This window comes from Oryzomicrobium sp., from assembly GCF_036820405.1.
Classification (GTDB): Bacteria; Pseudomonadota; Gammaproteobacteria; order Burkholderiales; family Rhodocyclaceae; genus Oryzomicrobium.
Genome location: NZ_DAISLS010000009.1, coordinates 91,333 through 106,924 on the forward strand (window position 1 = coordinate 91,333; position 15,592 = coordinate 106,924).

Below are 15,592 nucleotides of genomic sequence, written 5' to 3' on the forward strand. Positions count from 1 at the left end.
GGGTTTTGCGCTTCTGGTTCGGCCTAGCCTCATTTCTGGCACGCCGGGATGTGTGGGCCGCGAGGTATTTCCGGGGCGGCCAAAAAGCAAAAACCCGTCCGAAGACGGGTTTTGCTGGGGAGGCGCCGAGAGGGGGCGTCAGGCCTTGCGCCCCAGGCCGCCGAGGAGGGCGGCCACCGGGCGGCGCGGCTTGCGCAGGTCCGGTTTCTGCCCCTGGGGCTGGCCGTGGTCGTCGGTGACGTGGCCCTCGTTGGGCACGTGGGGAATGGCGGCCTTGGCCTCGTAGGGCTTGTTGAAGTCGAAGCCGTCGGCGGCGACGGTGCCCAGACGCGTTGCCGGGGCCGGGCGGCGCTCGCGCCGCTCGCCGCGGTCGGGACGTTCGCTCCGTTCGCCGTGATGGCTGCGTTCCCGGCTGTCGCTTCGGCCATGGCTGTCGCGACGGCCTTCGGACTCCCGCGGGGGGCGGGGATCGGTGCGCGATTCGCTGCGCCGCTTCTTGCCGGTGGGCGGGTATTCCCAGTCGGCGTCGGGCTCGAAGCCGGGGACGATGATCTGTTCGACCGGGCGCTTGATCAACTTTTCGATTTCCACCAGGTAGCCGGCTTCGTCGGTGCTCACCAGGGAGATGGCGTTGCCCTGCTTGCCGGCCCGGCCGGTGCGGCCGATGCGGTGCACGTAGTCCTCGGGGACGTGGGGCAACTCGTAGTTGACCACGAAGGGCAGGTCTTCGATGTCGATGCCCCGGGCGGCCACGTCGGTGGCCACCAGGGCCTGGATCTCGCCGGCCTTGAAGGCGTCCAGGGCCTTGATGCGCTCGGACTGGCTCTTGTCGCCGTGGATCGATTCGGCCTTGAGGCCGGCCCGCACCAGTTCCCGGGCCAGCCGGGAGCACATCAGCTTGGTGCGGGTGAAGACGATGGCCTGGGTGACCTCGCCGTTCTTGAGCAGGCGGGTGAGCAGGGCCAGTTTGCGGTATTCGCCCACCGGGTAGACCCGGTGGGTGATGGTGTCGGACACCGCGTTGCGCTTGGCGACTTCGACCATCACCGGGTTGCGCAGCATGGTGTCGGCCAGCTTCTGGATCTCGGTGCTGAAGGTGGCCGAGAAGAGCAGGCCCTGGCGGGTCTTGGGCAGCAGGTTGATGATGCGCTGCACGTCCGGGATGAAGCCCATGTCGAGCATGCGGTCGGCTTCGTCAAGGACCAGGGCTTCGACGGCGTGCAGGCTGACGGCCTTCTGCTCGACCAGATCGAGGAAGCGGCCCGGGGTGGCGACGAGGAACTCGATGCCGGTGCGCAGGGCGGCGATCTGAGGCTTGATGTCGGTGCCGCCGTACACGCACAGGGTGCGGAAGTGGGTGTGCTTGGCGTAGCCGGTCAGGTTCTCATGGACCTGGATGGCCAGTTCCCGGGTCGGGGCCAGGATCAGGGCGCGCACCGGGTGCCGCGCCGGGGAGGCGCTCGGGCTGGAGTGGTGCAGCAGGCGCTGCAGCAGCGGCAGGGTGAAAGCGGCGGTCTTGCCGGTGCCGGTCTGGGCGCAGGCCTTGAGATCCTTGCCCTGGATCACCAGGGGAATGGCCTCGGCCTGAATCGGGGTGGGGTTCTCGTAGCCTTGCTCGGCAACGGCTTTCAGCAGTTCGGGGGCCAGGCCCAGCTCGTCAAAGCGCATGGGCGGGACTCCGGAAATCGAATGGGATCAGAAACATAGGGCGACTATTATACATGCCCCGCCGGGCCGCTGCGGCGATTTTCCGTTTTGTCAATGCCCGTCCGGGGCAGCCTGGGCCGGCAGGCGGGTGACCAGGAGTTGGTCGATGCGGTAGTTGTCGATGTCCACCACTTCGAACTTGAAGCCGGCGTGGGTCACCGTGTCGGTGCGGCGGGGAATCTTGCGCAGGGTGTACATCATGAACCCGGCGATGGTCTCGTAGTGCTCGGTGTCCGGAAACTCGTCGATGCCCAGGGCGCGCATCACGTCGTCCACCGGGGCGATGCCGTCGATCAGCCAGGAATCGGCGTCGCGGCGCACGATCTGCTCCTCGTCCAGGGGGCTGATCAGGTCCCCCATGACCGTGCTGATCACGTCCTCCAGGGTGATCAGGCCCACCACCAGGGCGTACTCGTTCACGATCAGGGCGAAGTCCTCGCCGGCGGCCTTGAAGCGCTTGAGCACCTCGGACAGGGTCAGGGTGTCGGGGATGATCAGCACGGTCTTGAGCAGGGGCTCGCTCTTCAAGGCCAGGGGCTGGCCGTTGAGGGCGCGCACCAGCAGGTCCTTGCCGTCCACGTAGCCGATCACCCGGTCGATGCCACCGTCGCACACCGGGTACTTGCCGTGGGGGTGGGCGGCGATCTTCTCGCGCACGCTGGCTTCCGATTCCTGCAAGGTGAAGAACGCCACGCTCTCCCGGGGCGTCATGGACGACGGCACGGTGCGCGATTCCAGTTCGAAGACGTTCTCGATCAGGGCGTGCTCCTCCTTGTCCAGCACCCCGGCCTGGGCACCGGCGGAGGCCAGGGCGACGATGTCGTCCGGGGTGATGTCGTCGCGGCGGGCGGCGGGTAGGTTGAAGACGCGGAAGAGCAGGGCGGCCAGGCCGCCGAACAGCCACACCAGGGGGCGGAACAGGGCGAGGAAGAAGCCCATGGGCCCGACGATGCGCAGGGCCACCGTCTCCGGGGCGATCATCGCCAGGCGCTTGGGCACCAGGTCGGCGAACAGGATGAAGAGGGAGGTGACCAGGGCGAAGGACAGCACGAAGCCGGCGGTGGCCGCCTGCTCCGCCGGCAGCACCCAGGCCAGGGCCTGGGCGAAGGCCGGGGAAAAGGCTCCCTCGCCGACGATGCCGCCCAGGATGGCCACCGCGTTCACGCCGATCTGCACCACGGTGAAGAAGTAGCCCGGCTCGGCCTGCAACTGCAACACCCGGGCTGCCCGCTCGCCCTGGGGGCCCGGGACGTCCACCAGCTGTTGCAGCTTGAGGCGGCGGGAGGCGGCCAGGGCGATCTCCGCCATGGAGAAGAAGGCGCTGGCGGCGATCAGGGCGAAGATGACGAGCAGGTGGTCGAGCATGGGCGGGGGATTGGCGATGGGGGCGGGGGCGGGGGCGAGGGCGAGGCGGTTCAGCCCTTGCGCCGCGGCGCGGCGGCGCGGGGTTTGCCGGCGCCCTGGCGGGGGGCGGTGGGTTTCGAGCCCGGTTTCGGGGTGGATCGGGGCGCCGGCTTGCCCGCGGGTTTGGCCGCCGATCTGGCGGCGGATTTTGCGGGGGACTGCGTGGTGGGCTTGGCGGTGGGCTTGGCGGCGGGCTTGGCGGCGGGCTTTGCCCCGGGCCGGGCCGGGGATTTGCCGGCGGCGGGGCGGGATGGAGCCTTGCCCGCCGGGCCGGGACGGCCGGCCTTGGACTTGGCGGCCGGGGCGGCGCCGCTGCGGGGCGGCTTGCCGCTACCCTTGTTGCCGGCCGGGCGGCCTGGAGTGAAAGCAGAGAATTCGCCCAGGGCGTCGAAGGCGCTGTCGTCGGCGTCGCTGAAGTAGTTGCGGGCCCGGGGGGCGGCGGCGCCCTTGCCGGCGCTCTGGCCGGCGGACTTGCCTGCCTTGGCGGCGCGCGGGGCGGCGGAGAAGGCCGCGTAGTCGGCGGCTGCCGGGGCGGCCTCGGGGGCGCGGGCCGGGTGTTCGGCCCTGGCTTTGGCCGGTTTCTTCTCCGCTTTCTTTTCCGGCTTTTTCTCCGCCGGGCGGATGCCGCCGACGGGGGGCTCGGCGCGCACGAAGACGGTCACTTCCTCCCGGTCGTGATAGAGCTGCCGAGCCGCCAGGGTGTAGGTGAAGCCGGCCTCGTCGAGGCGGGTTTCGATCAGGGCGCGGCAGGTTTCCAGCTCGTCGTAGCGGCGCTTCATCGGCAGCTTGAGGTTGAACACGGCGGCGGCGGCCTTGCCCTCGGCCAGCCAGTCGGCGATCACCCGGGCGATGCGCGACGGGCTTTCCACCATGTCGCACACCAGCCAGTCCACCGGACGCTTGGGCCGGTACTTGAGGCCGTCCTCGCGCAGGTGCTCGACCATCTCGAAGCCGAGCAGGGCCTTGTCCATGGGGCCGTTGTCCACGGCGGTGACGTGGATGCCGCGGCGCACCAGCTGGTAGGTCCAGCCTCCCGGCGCGGCGCCCAGGTCCACCGCGGTCTGGCCGGGGCGCAGCTGGTCCTCCAGATCGAAGGCGAGGAAGGCTTCGGCGAGCTTGAGGGTGGAGCGGGACGGGGCGTCCTTGGGCATGCGCAGGCGCGGGATGCCCAGGTGCCAGTCGGAGCGGTTGCCGGCGTCGGAGATGGCGCAGATGGCCGCCGACGACGAGAGGAAGAAGACGTGCAGCCGGACGCCACGCTGGCCGGCGCCTTCGGGGCGGGGCAGCGGGGAAGGCGCGTCGGCCGTGAATTTCATGGCCGGGCCTTCGTAGATCGGCTCCTGGCGCGGCGTTTCGGAGGCATTGCCCGGAAACCCTTTACTGGCGCGGGGTTTGGCCAGGGCCTCGTCGCCGTCGCCGAGCAGGCCGCAGTCGCGCAGGGTCTTGGCGAAGGGTTTTTCGAACTTGTGCAGGAAGGTGGAGAGTTCCTTGGCCTCGTTGGTGTCGGCGGTTTCCAGCAGCAGGTCGGAAAAGCGCGGCGCCAGCACGCTGGCGGCGGCGGCGAGCGGCCCGGCCCGGTCGGTCACCGGCAGGTCGGCGACGATCTCGCCGGCGAACAGCAGCTGGCGCGGAAAGACCAGGTCGGCAAAACGCAGGCCGCGGCGCAGCACGCGCATGTCGGCCGGGTCGGCGGGGACGAACAGCACGTAGCCGGAATCGGGCTTGGCCCGGCAGTAGCCGGCCACGTTGAGGCCGGTGGCGGCGTCGCTGATCTCGGCGGCGCACTCGTTCTCGAAGCCGGGGCGGCAGTAGAGCAGCACCTGGGCGAACTGGGGGGTGAAGGCGGCGCCGGCCCCGTTGGGGCGCCCGGCTGGGCCGGAGGAAGCAGGGGAAGCGGTGAATTCGGTCATCCGGCTAGGATAGCGTATTGTTTCGGGCGGCATGGTGACGGCCCTTGATCGCCGGCCTTTGGCCCGCCGTCGCGCCGCCTTGCCCCGACAAGAACGAGAGCATTAGGAGTATTCCCCATGAGCGTTTCCCCCATGGCCTACCGCCGCCTCGGCACCAGCGACCTGAACGTGTCCGCCGTGTGCCTGGGCACCATGACCTTTGGCCAGCAGAACAGCGAGGCCGACGGCCACGCCCAGCTCGACCGGGCCCTGGCCGCCGGCATCAACTTCATCGACACCGCCGAGATGTACGCGGTGCCGCCCCGGGCCGAGACCTACGGCGCCACCGAGACCATCGTCGGCAACTGGCTCAAGCGCCAGGACCGCAGCAAGATCGTGCTGGCCACCAAGGCCGCCGGCCCGGGCCGCACCCTGGAATGGATTCGGGGCGGCCCCAAGGGCTTCGGCAAGGCCGACCTGAATGCGGCCGTGGACGGTTCCCTGAAGCGCCTGCAAACCGACTACATCGACCTCTACCAGTTGCACTGGCCGGCCCGCCGCCAGCCCATGTTCGGTGGCTGGCAGTACGCCCCGGCGGACGAAGGCGACGGCATCATCACCCCCATCGCCGAAACCCTGGAGGCCCTGGCCGAACTGGTCAAGGCGGGCAAGATTCGCCACGTCGGCGTGTCCAACGAGCACCCCTGGGGCGTCATGGAATTCACCCGGCTGGCCAGGGAGTCGGGCTTGCCGCGCATCGTCTCGATCCAGAACGCCTACAGCCTGGTCAACCGCACCTACGACCTGACCCTGGCCGAGGTTTGCCACCGGGAGAACGTGGGGCTGCTGGCCTATTCGCCCCTGGCCTTCGGCCATCTGTCCGGCAAGTACCTGGCCAACCCCCAGGCCGAAGGCCGGATCACCCGCTTTGCCGGCTTCGGGCAGCGCTACAGCAAGCCCGGCCTTGAGGCGGTGGTGACCGAGTACGTCGCCCTGGCCCGGGACGCTGGCGTCACCCCGGCCCAACTGGCCCTGGCCTGGTGCTACCGGCGCTGGTCGGTGACCAGCACCATCATCGGCGCCACCACCCTGGCCCAGCTCGACGAGAACCTGTCGGCCTGGAATATCGACCTGGCACCCGAGGTGCTGGACAAGATCGACGCCATCCACCTGCGCCACCCTAATCCGGCACCTTAATCCGGCTCCCTGATCGGGTCTTGTTCGGCCTTGTTCGGGCCGCCCTGGCCCGTGGCGCCGCTCCACCGGAAACGAAACGGCCCGGCCGGACGTGAGTCCGCCGGGCCGTTTTTCGTGGGCCGCTGGGCGTGGGCTTACTTGGCCGCGTCGGCCGTGGCGTCCGCTGCCTTGGTGCTATCGGCGCTGTCGCTGTCCACCGGCGGCTTGGGTTTTTTCTTCTTCTTGCGCGGGTCTTCCGGCGCCGGGGCCGGGGGCAGTTCGGGGCTCACTGTCTGGAGCTGGTTTTCGCGCATGTAGGCGTCCATCTCGCGCCAGCCGGTATAGACCGCCGCCTTGGGCACCCACTGGTAGAGGGAGTAGCAGTCCTCGATCGCCCGGCCGGACTGACGGCAGGCGCCGCCGATGGCCTTGCCCTCGTTCTCGATCCGCGTCGCCTTGGCGGCGGCGTCCTCGATGCCGAGCTTGCTTTGCACCTCGTCGCAGCCGGTGAGCAGCAGGGGGGCGGCAAGGAAGATGGCGAGGGCGGTGGCGCGGACGGGGACGGAGTTGGCCATGATGGGCGGCGAATTCGATGGATTCGATGGATTCGATGGGCGGTGGCGCAGATTAAACCACATTCCCGCCGGGGGCCGGACGCGCGCTACGGGGCGGGTGGGAGCAGGGCCGCCGGGGCGAGGTCGATCCGGTCGGTGAAAAGGGCGTCGATGCCGGCGGCAAACAGGGCGGCCATGGCGGTCGGCTCGTTCACCGTGTAGGCCGCCAGCACCAGCCCTGGGGCAGCGGCGCGCAGGGCGGCCAGGGCGCCTGTTTCCAGGCGGGCCGCGTCCAGGTGCAGGGCGGCGCAGCCCAGGGCGTCCACCCGGTCGCGCCAGTCCGGTGGCAGACGTTCCGCCAGCAGGGCCCGGGGAGCGGCGGGCAGGCGCCGGGCGATCTCGGCCAGGGCGACGGTGGAAAAGGACGAGATCACCAGGGGCGGCAGGGCATGGGCAGCCTCGGGCGCTGCCAGGACCGGCCAGCGGGCCGCCAGGTGGTCGGCCACCGCCTGGGCGGTGGCGGCGTCCCGGCCCGGGGTGGGCTTGATTTCCAGGTTGAGCCACAGGCCCAGGGCCTGGCAGTGGTCGAGGGCGGCGGTGAGCCGGGGCAGTCTTTCGCCGGCGAAGGCCGGGCCGCGCCAGGCGCCGGCGTCGAGGCGTTCCAGTTGTGCCGCCGGGGTGCCGGCCACCGGGCCGCGACCGTCGGTGGTGCGCTCCAGGGTATCGTCGTGATGCAGAAAGGCCACGCCGTCGGCGGACAGCATGACGTCCACCTCCACGCCCCGGTAGCCGGCGGCGTGGGCCGCCGCCAGTCCGGCCAGGGTGTTTTCCGGCGCGGTGCCGCGATGGCCGGCGCCGCCGCCCCGGTGGGCGATCAGGCGGGGGTAGGGAAAGGGGGATGTGGGAAAAGCGAGGGTGGCGCCGCGGGCGCTTGCACCGGGTGGGTCCGGCTGGCGCGGACCATTGCCCGCAGCAGCCTGACCGGCGGCGGCCTGTTGCGGTGCCGCCGCCCGGGGGGCGCCGGGAGAAGAGGCGTCCCCGTTCATGGCCGTGTTACTTGAGCAGCATGGCCAGCTTGCCCTTGGGCAGGCCGTGTACCACCGCGTTGGCCCGGGCCACGGCGGTGTCCAGGGCTTCCTTCGGGGTCTTCAGTTCCTTCCACACCGCTTCCAGCTCTTCTTCCACGATCAGGCGCACCTGGGGATGGAAGGAGATGCGGGCCGGGATGGCGGACTTGTCGGTGCGGGCGGCCAGGGTGGCGTGGGCCACTTCCTGGTTCACCAGGTCGTCCTTGAGCAGCTTGCTGCGGGCGGCGCGCCAGGCGGTGTCGGACAGGGGCAGGAAGCCGCCGGCCTTGGCCAGCTCGATCTGCATGTCCGGGGCGGTGATGAAGCTGATGAACTTGGCCGCGCCCTTGTATTCGACGGGCTTCTTGCCGGAACCGATCCACAGGGAACCGCCGCCGGCCAGGGTGCGCTGGGGCGCGCCGTAGGCATCGTCGAAGTAGGGCATGGGGGCCACGCCCACGTCCACCTTGCCGCCGGACTTGATGGCGGCGTAGATGTCGGAGCCGGAGGTGAGCATGCCGCACTCGCCGGCGGCGAACTTGGCGTCGGCCTCGTCGCGGCGGCCGAAGTAGGAGAAGTACTTGCTCTTGTACCAGGTGGTGAGCAGGGCGATCTGCTTGACCTGGGCCAGGCCGTTGAAGGCGAAGGTGCCGGAGGCGGTGGCGGCCGGGGCGCCGTTGCGGGCGCTGGCGTTCTCGATCAGCACCCAGGCCGGCCAGGAGGTGGTGTAGGCGCAGGAGGCGCCGGCATCGACCAGCTTGCCGGCGGCGTTCTGCACTTCCCACCAGGTCTTGGGCGGGTTCTCGGGGTCCAGGCCGGCCTTCTTGAAGGCGGCCTTGTTGTAGTACAGCACCGGGGTGGCGAAGGCCACGGGCAGGGCCATCAGCTTGTTGCCCTCGGTGAGGGGGCCCCGGTAGTCGGCCAGGAAGCTGCTGGTGTCCATGCGCTCCTTGGCTTCCTTCATCACGTCCACGATGGGGCGGAAGCTGCCGCGGTTGGCGGAGAACAGGGAGATGTCCTCGGATACGGCCAGGTTGAGCACCGTCGGGGCGTCGCTATCGCCGCGGCGTACGGTGACCACGTGGTAGTCCTTCTGGCTGGCGTTGAAGCGGTCCACCACTTCCTGGAGGCGGCTGGCGCGGGCCTCGTCGAGCTGGTGGGAGAGGGGAATGTCGGTGACGGCGAGGGCCGGGGCGGCGAGGCAGCCCAGCAGGGCGGCGGCGGCCAGGGTACGGCTAAAGTGCGGCATGACGGACTCACGGCTGAGAGGGAGCGGCGATTCTAACGCCGCCGGCCGCCGAGGGGGGAGGCGCTTGCCGCCCTGCGCCGATGCGGGTGCCGCAGACCGGTGCCGGGGTCTACCAGGCGACGGTTTCGACCCGGCCCAGGCTGCGGCCGAGGAAGCGCTCGCCGATGGTGGTGAAGCGCAGCGGCACGTCGGTGACGAAGTAGCGGTAGGAGGCCGGGCTGGCCGGGTCGCCCGGGTTGGCCAGGCCCATTTCCTGGAGCAGCCGGGCGGCCTGCTCGGCGGTGGTCACCGCCGAATCCACCAGGGTCACGTCCGGGCCGGCCACGTCGGCGAGCAGGGGTTTGAGCAGCGGGTAGTGGGTGCAGCCCAGCACCAGGGTGTCCACGTTCTCGGCCAGCACCGGCTTCAGGTATTCCTGGGCGGTGAGGCGGGTGACCGGGTGGTCGAGCCAGCCTTCTTCCACCAGGGGCACGAAAAGGGGGCAGGCCTGGGAATAGACGCGCAACCCCGGGTTGAGGGCGTGCAGGTGGCGGGCGTAGGCGTTGCTGTTGACCGTGGTCGGGGTGCCGATCACCCCCACCGCGTTGTCGCGGGTGGCGGCGGCCGCCGCCCGGGCGCCGGCCTCGATCACGTCGAGCACCGGCAGGTGGCCGGCGGCTTCGGCCCGGGCCCGCACCACGTGGGAGGCCACTGCCGCCATGGTGTTGCAGGCGACGATCAGCATCTTCACTTCGTGCTTGAGGAGGAAGTCGACGATCTGGCCGGTGAACTGCTCGATGGTGGCCACCGACTTGACCCCGTAGGGCACCCGGGCGGTGTCGCCGAAATAGACGATGTTTTCCAGGGGCAGCCGCTCCATCAGCGCCCGCACCACGGTCAGGCCGCCGATGCCGGAGTCGAACACGCCGATCGGGCAGCGCCGCGCCACCTCGGCCACTTCCGGGGGAATGAGGGAGGGCAGGGGGCTGGAGCGGTGGGCGGTGGGGGAGGCCATGGCGGACGACGGGGGCGGCGGGACGGCTTCGCAACGCGGCTCCGCAAACGGGGCCGGCGGGGAGCCGAAGCGGGCGTAAACCCTGGGAAAAAGCGATAAAAAGGCCGCCATGATACCCCCGTTTGGTAATATTCCGCCTTTAGCCAATCCGCCCAATTTTGCCCGTCCGGCCGTTGCCGGGCGCGGCGACGGAAGTTTCCGACCACCATGAATACCGCCGAAATCCGCCGCAAGTACCTGGAATTCTTTGCGAGCAAGGGCCACCAGATCGTGGCCTCCTCGTCCCTGGTTCCCCATGAGGACCCGACCCTGCTGTTCACCAACGCGGGGATGAACCAGTTCAAGGACGTCTTCCTCGGCTTCGACAAGCGCCCCTATACCCGGGCCACCACGGCGCAGAAATGCGTGCGCGCCGGCGGCAAGCACAACGATCTAGAGAACGTCGGCTACACCGCCCGGCACCACACCTTCTTCGAGATGCTGGGCAACTTTTCCTTCGGCGACTACTTCAAGCGCGACGCCATCAGCTACGCCTGGGAACTGCTCACCCAGGTGTTCAAGCTGCCCACCGAGAAGCTGTGGGTGACGGTGTACGCCGAGGACGACGAAGCCTACGACATCTGGACCAAGGAAGTGGGCGTGCCGGCCGAGCGGGTGATCCGCATCGGCGACAACAAGGGCGCCCGCTACGCCTCCGACAACTTCTGGATGATGGGCGATACCGGCCCCTGCGGCCCCTGCACCGAGATCTTCTACGACCACGGCGAGCACATCTGGGGCGGCCCCCCGGGAAGCCCGGAGGAAGACGGCGACCGCTACATCGAGATCTGGAACAACGTCTTCATGCAGTACAACCGGGACGAAGCCGGCGTCATGCACAAGCTGCCCAAGCCCTCGGTAGACACCGGCATGGGCCTGGAGCGCATCTCCGCCGTGCTCCAGGGCGTGCATAGCAACTACGAGATCGACCTGTTCCAGAAGCTGATCGCCGCCGCCGCCCGGGAAACCTCCGGCGCCGACCTGGACAGCCCGTCCCTCAAGGTGCTGGCCGACCACATCCGCGCCTGTTCCTTCCTCGTCTCCGACGGCGTCATCCCGGGCAACGAGGGCCGCGGCTACGTCCTGCGCCGCATCATCCGCCGCGCCATCCGCCACGGCTACAAGCTGGGCGCCCGGGCCGCCTTCTTCCACAAGATGGTGCCGGACCTGGTGGCCGAGATGGGCGAAGCCTACCCGGACCTGAAGGCTAACCAGGCCCGCGTCATGGAGGTGCTCAAGCAGGAAGAGGAGCGCTTCTTCACCACCATCGAGCACGGCATGGCCATTCTGGAGGCCGACCTGGCCGCCATGGACGCCGCCGGCACCAAGGTGTTCGACGGCGAGACCGCCTTCAAGCTGCACGACACCTACGGCTTCCCCCTGGACCTGACCGCCGACGTCTGCCGCGAGCGCGGCGTGACCGTGGACGAGGCCGCCTTCGACGCCGCCATGACCCGGCAGAAGGAGCAGGCCCGGGCCGCCGGCAAGTTCAAGATGGCCGCCAACCTGGAATACGAAGGCGCCCCCACCACCTTCCACGGCTACGACAGCCTGGAAGCCAAGGGCACCGTGCTGGCCCTGTACAAGGACGGCGCCCCGGTCGGCGAACTGTACGAGGGCGACCTGGGTGTGGTGGTGCTCGACCACACCCCGTTCTACGCCGAGTCTGGCGGCCAGGTGGGCGACCGGGGCGAGATCAAGGGCGCCGGCCTGTTCGCCGTGGAAGACACCCAGAAGATCCAGGCCACCGTGTTCGGCCACCACGGCGTGGTCACCACCGGCACCCTCAAGGTCGGCGATGCCGTCACCGCCCGGGTCGATACCGTGGCCCGCGCCCGCACCGTGCGCAACCACTCCGCCACCCACCTGATGCACAAGGCCCTGCGCGAAGTGCTGGGCGACCACGTGCAGCAGAAGGGTTCCCAGGTCGATCCGGACAAGACCCGCTTCGACTTCGTGCACAACGCGCCGATGACCGCCGAGGAAATCCGTCGCGTCGAAGCCATCGTCAACGCCGAGATCCTGGCCAACGCCGCCACCGACGCCTCGGTGATGGCCATCGAGGACGCCCAGAAGACCGGCGCCATGATGCTCTTCGGCGAGAAGTACGGCGACGAGGTGCGGGTGCTGACCATCGGTTCTTCCAAGGAATTGTGCGGCGGCACCCACGTCACCCGCACCGGCGACATCGGCCTGTTCAAGATCGTCTCCGAATCTGGCGTGGCTGCTGGGGTGCGCCGCGTCGAAGCCGTCACCGGCGACAACGCCCTGGCCCTGGTGCAGCAGCAGCAGGCCCTGATCAGCGAAGCCGCTGGCGCCTTCAAGGCCCCCGCTTCTGAACTGCCGGCCAAGATCGCCCAGGTGCTCGACAACGTTAAGGCCCTGGAAAAGGAGCTGGCCAAGCTCAAGTCCAAGCTCGCCTCCAGCCAGGGCGACGATCTGGCGGACCAGGCGGCCGACGTCAAGGGTGCCAAGGTGCTGGCCGCCACCCTGGACGGGGCCGACGTCACCGCCCTGCGCGAGACTATGGACAAGCTCAAGGACAAGCTCAAGTCCGCCGCCATCGTCCTGGCCTCCGTGGCCGACGGCAAGGTCACCCTGATCGCCGGCGTCACCGCCGACCTCACCGGCAAGGTCAAGGCCGGTGAGCTGGTCAATCAGGTGGCCCAGCAGGTGGGCGGCAAGGGCGGCGGCCGGCCGGACATGGCCCAGGCCGGCGGCACCCAGCCTGAAAACCTGCCGGCGGCCCTGGCTTCCGTGGCCGCCTGGGTCGAAGGCAAGCTGTGATGCGCCTTTCCAAGGTCCTTGCCCTGGGCGCCGCGCTGGTCGCGGCGTTCTCGGCCCATGCCGCGGAAAGTGGCGCCAGTGCTGGTGTTCCGGCCAAGGCCCTGGACCGCACGCCCATCGAGGCCACCACCGCCGCCGGCGATCCGGTGCGCCTGCTGCCCAACGGCCGTTGGGAATACGTGGATGCGGACAAGGCCAAGGCCGCCAAGACGGTGGCCGACCAGTTCCCGGAAAACCACACCCGGCCGGTGGCGGCCCAGGGCGGCGTGTTCGGCGTCGGCCGCACCATCATGCCTGGCGATCCGGACTACAACCGGGGCAGCCTGGGGCGCAAGTAAGCCAGTAAGGAAGTCATGAAAAACCGGCCTTCAAGGCCGGTTTTTCATGACGGGGACCGCCCGGGCGCGGGCGGGGCGGCCCAGGCGCTGGCCCAGCAGGCCAAATAACTCGAACAGGTGCGGGCCGATGCCGAGGATGACCAGCCGGCGCCGTTCGACCCGGGCGTGGTGGAGCAGCAGGAGCAGGAACTGGACGCCGGCGGGGTCGATGGGCTCGACCTGGCGCAAGTCCAACTCAACGTTGGCGGCCGAGCACAGCGTGTGGAGCCGCAGCCGGTCGATCCTGGAGTTGCTGTGAAACTCCCCGTGGCACGTCAGCCGGGTCACACCGCCTTCGCTTTCCGAGGTTTGGTAGAAGATGACCATGATGCTCTCTTTTTCGGGGGCCACTCCGATCCGGGTGGCTGCACACCCATTACAGCCAAAGTGTGCATCCCTCGCCGTCGGCGATAGCTGAATGTCGGCGGTGCGGCGGCTGATCTTGTCGTCGGGAAGCGCTTACATGGGCTGTGCGGAAACGTCCGAGGGCGCGTGGCCTTCGGCGCATCGCCCGATGCGCGGGGGGGCAGTGGGCCAAGATGAACGGGTACGCCAGCCGGGGTGGCTGCCGAACGGTCGCTTCGGCTTTATCGGGCCAGGGGTGGCCCATGGTGTAGCGAGGCGGCGGCGGGCGTGCGGCAAGAAGGCCGCCTCCTGGCGTGGTGTGTGCGGCGCGTTGCACAAGCACGGTGGCGGCGCTTGCGCCGAGGCCCTATGCTGTGGCCTTTCGTCTTTGCTCCCGCCGCGCCATGTCCCAGCCTGCCGCCAATCCTTCCCTGCCGCTTGCCGTTCTCGATCCCCTGCACCGCTATTGCCCGCGCTGTCGGGCGCCCCTGGCCAGCGCCGAGATCGGCGGTCACGAGCGGGCGGTGTGCACCGCCTGCGACTATGTGTTCTGGGGCAACCCGGTACCGGTGGTGGCGGCCCTGGTGGAGTGGCAGGGGCAGATCGTCCTGGCGCGCAACCAGGCCTGGCCCGAGGGCAAATTCGGCCTGATCACCGGCTTTCTCGAACGGGACGAAGCGCCCCACGACGCGGTGTGCCGGGAGGTGGCAGAAGAGTTGTCCTTGACCGCCACCGGGGCCGAACTGATCGGCCTCTATCCGTTTTCGCGCAAGAACGAACTGCTGATCGCCTATTACGTGCCGGCGGAGGGAGAGATCGCGCTCAACGAGGAACTGGCGGAAATCCGCCTGGTACCGCCGAACCGTCTGCAACCTTGGGAATTCGGCACCGGCCTGGCGGTGGCCGACTGGCTGCGTCGCCGCACCGGCTGAGGGAAGAGAGCGCGGGGAAGGGCTGGCCGCGACAGGCCGGGACTCAACCCGCCGGCAGGCGGCGTTCTTCCTCGTCCCCGGCGGGGAATAGATTGAGCAGGCCGCCCCGGGCCTCGTCCTCCTGGCGGGCCTCGCGGATCACCGCGGTGGCCAGGCGGGCGGCGATGGCTACGTATTCCCGGCATTGGGCATGGCCGCCGTCCTGGGCCCAGGCGTGGCGGCCGGCGGGGGTGGAAAGGTCGAAGCCGTTCAGTTCGCTGCACCGGCACCCGCCGCAGGCACTGGTGAATTCCCGGGTGAGGCGTTGCACTGCGTGGAAGTTGGCGGAAACCGATTCGCTGGGCAGGTCCCGGCCGCAGGCCAGGTTGACGGCCAGCACGCCGCCGGACAAGGCGCCGCAAGTATTCCAGGTCTGGGCCATACCGGTGCAGAAGCCGGTGGCCAGCCGGGCCAGCCCCGGCTCGTCCAGCCCGGTGGCCCGGGCAGTGGCGAGCAGCACGCTCTCGGCGCAGAAATAGCCGGCGTCGAACAGGGCGGTGGCCTCACCGGCGGGGGAGATGCCCTCGGGCTGGAGCAGGGGCTGGTGCAGCACCACCGCGTCGTCGTCGTGCAGGCCGTATTCGCTCAGGGCTTGGTTCAGTACCGGATGCAGGGCGGGGTGGCCGGCTTCCGGCGCCACGTTGAAGCCCAGGGCTTGGAAGTAGGAGCTGCCGGCGCTGGCGGTGGCGTAGAGGTGGCTGAGGCGGCGCCGGCCGGCTTCGTCGAGCAGGCGCTGGTAAAGCTTGCGCGCCAGGCGCTGCTTGCGAAAGCCCGGGCGCACGGCCAGGCCGTAGATCCAGCCGTGGTGCGGGTCCAGGGGGCGGAAGCAGGCGGCGGCGGCGATATGGGCGCCGTGGGTGGCGACCAGCAGCAGGTCGTCGTCCCGGGGCGGGACGCGGGCGGCCAGGCTGCAACAAAGGTCGAAGAGGGCGGCGATGGACGCGGCCTCATCCTCCCGGGCAGGGCGAAGCTCCCACATGATGGTCTCCTCGTTCTTGCCTCCCCGATCTCCGCCGACAGGGGCGGAGGCGGC

General features: G+C 69.6%; 13 protein-coding genes. 4 read left to right on the plus strand and 9 right to left on the minus strand.

Annotated features, from left to right (window positions below):
* Positions 1–138 precede the first annotated feature (138 nt).
* The 3 genes from V7Z98_RS10070 to rlmM form a co-directional block, all read right to left on the minus strand.
* On the minus strand, positions 139–1,668 hold the full coding sequence (locus V7Z98_RS10070) for a DEAD/DEAH box helicase (protein ID WP_293265480.1): 1,530 nt from the start codon (positions 1,666–1,668) through the stop codon (positions 139–141).
* Positions 1,669–1,758: 90 nt separating this feature from the next.
* Positions 1,759–3,072 carry a hemolysin family protein gene (locus tag V7Z98_RS10075; protein ID WP_293265482.1) on the minus strand — a complete coding sequence of 438 codons (1,314 nt, stop codon included), beginning with the start codon at positions 3,070–3,072 and terminating at the stop codon, positions 1,759–1,761.
* A 50-nt stretch (positions 3,073–3,122) separates the two neighbouring features.
* Positions 3,123–5,021, minus strand: a complete 1,899-nt coding sequence (gene rlmM, locus V7Z98_RS10080; RefSeq protein ID WP_334157858.1) for a 23S rRNA (cytidine(2498)-2'-O)-methyltransferase RlmM — start codon at positions 5,019–5,021, stop codon at positions 3,123–3,125.
* 117 nt (positions 5,022–5,138) lie between these two features.
* Between rlmM and V7Z98_RS10085 the strand changes: the two genes are divergently transcribed.
* Complete coding sequence (locus tag V7Z98_RS10085; RefSeq protein ID WP_442951829.1) at positions 5,139–6,197, plus strand: aldo/keto reductase; 1,059 nt, start codon at positions 5,139–5,141, stop codon at positions 6,195–6,197.
* A gap of 134 nt (positions 6,198–6,331) precedes the next feature.
* On the opposite strand, the gene V7Z98_RS10090 is transcribed toward V7Z98_RS10085, so the two are convergent.
* The 4 genes from V7Z98_RS10090 to murI form a co-directional block, all read right to left on the minus strand.
* Positions 6,332–6,751 (minus strand): hypothetical protein, encoded by a 420-nt coding sequence (locus V7Z98_RS10090; protein ID WP_334157859.1) that lies wholly within the window; start codon positions 6,749–6,751, stop codon positions 6,332–6,334.
* Between the two features lie 86 nt (positions 6,752–6,837).
* On the minus strand, positions 6,838–7,776 hold the full coding sequence (gene ugpQ, locus V7Z98_RS10095; protein WP_334157860.1) for a glycerophosphodiester phosphodiesterase: 939 nt from the start codon (positions 7,774–7,776) through the stop codon (positions 6,838–6,840).
* A gap of 7 nt (positions 7,777–7,783) precedes the next feature.
* Positions 7,784–9,046: an extracellular solute-binding protein gene (locus V7Z98_RS10100; protein WP_293265490.1), complete on the minus strand. Its 1,263-nt coding sequence runs from the start codon at positions 9,044–9,046 to the stop codon at positions 7,784–7,786.
* Between the two features lie 109 nt (positions 9,047–9,155).
* A complete protein-coding gene (gene murI / locus V7Z98_RS10105; RefSeq protein ID WP_334157861.1) occupies positions 9,156–10,040 on the minus strand; it encodes a glutamate racemase in 885 nt (294 codons plus the stop codon).
* A 207-nt stretch (positions 10,041–10,247) separates the two neighbouring features.
* Between murI and alaS the strand changes: the two genes are divergently transcribed.
* Both alaS and V7Z98_RS10115 read left to right on the plus strand, forming a co-directional pair.
* Positions 10,248–12,866: an alanine--tRNA ligase gene (gene alaS / locus V7Z98_RS10110; RefSeq protein ID WP_293265494.1), complete on the plus strand. Its 2,619-nt coding sequence runs from the start codon at positions 10,248–10,250 to the stop codon at positions 12,864–12,866.
* On the plus strand, positions 12,866–13,204 hold the full coding sequence (locus tag V7Z98_RS10115) for a hypothetical protein (RefSeq protein WP_334157862.1): 339 nt from the start codon (positions 12,866–12,868) through the stop codon (positions 13,202–13,204). Before alaS ends, V7Z98_RS10115 begins: the two co-directional genes overlap by 1 nt.
* A gap of 30 nt (positions 13,205–13,234) precedes the next feature.
* On the opposite strand, the gene V7Z98_RS10120 is transcribed toward V7Z98_RS10115, so the two are convergent.
* Entirely contained in the window at positions 13,235–13,570 is a 336-nt protein-coding gene (locus V7Z98_RS10120; protein ID WP_293265498.1) for an STAS domain-containing protein, read from the minus strand.
* Positions 13,571–13,992: 422 nt separating this feature from the next.
* Between V7Z98_RS10120 and V7Z98_RS10125 the strand changes: the two genes are divergently transcribed.
* The gene (locus V7Z98_RS10125) at positions 13,993–14,520 is read left to right on the plus strand and encodes an NUDIX domain-containing protein (RefSeq protein WP_293265500.1); all 528 of its coding nucleotides are present in this window, start codon (positions 13,993–13,995) and stop codon (positions 14,518–14,520) included.
* 43 nt (positions 14,521–14,563) lie between these two features.
* Here the strand turns inward: V7Z98_RS10125 and V7Z98_RS10130 are convergent, their stop codons facing one another.
* A complete protein-coding gene (locus tag V7Z98_RS10130) occupies positions 14,564–15,538 on the minus strand; it encodes a C-GCAxxG-C-C family (seleno)protein (protein WP_334157863.1) in 975 nt (324 codons plus the stop codon).
* Positions 15,539–15,592 lie beyond the last annotated feature (54 nt).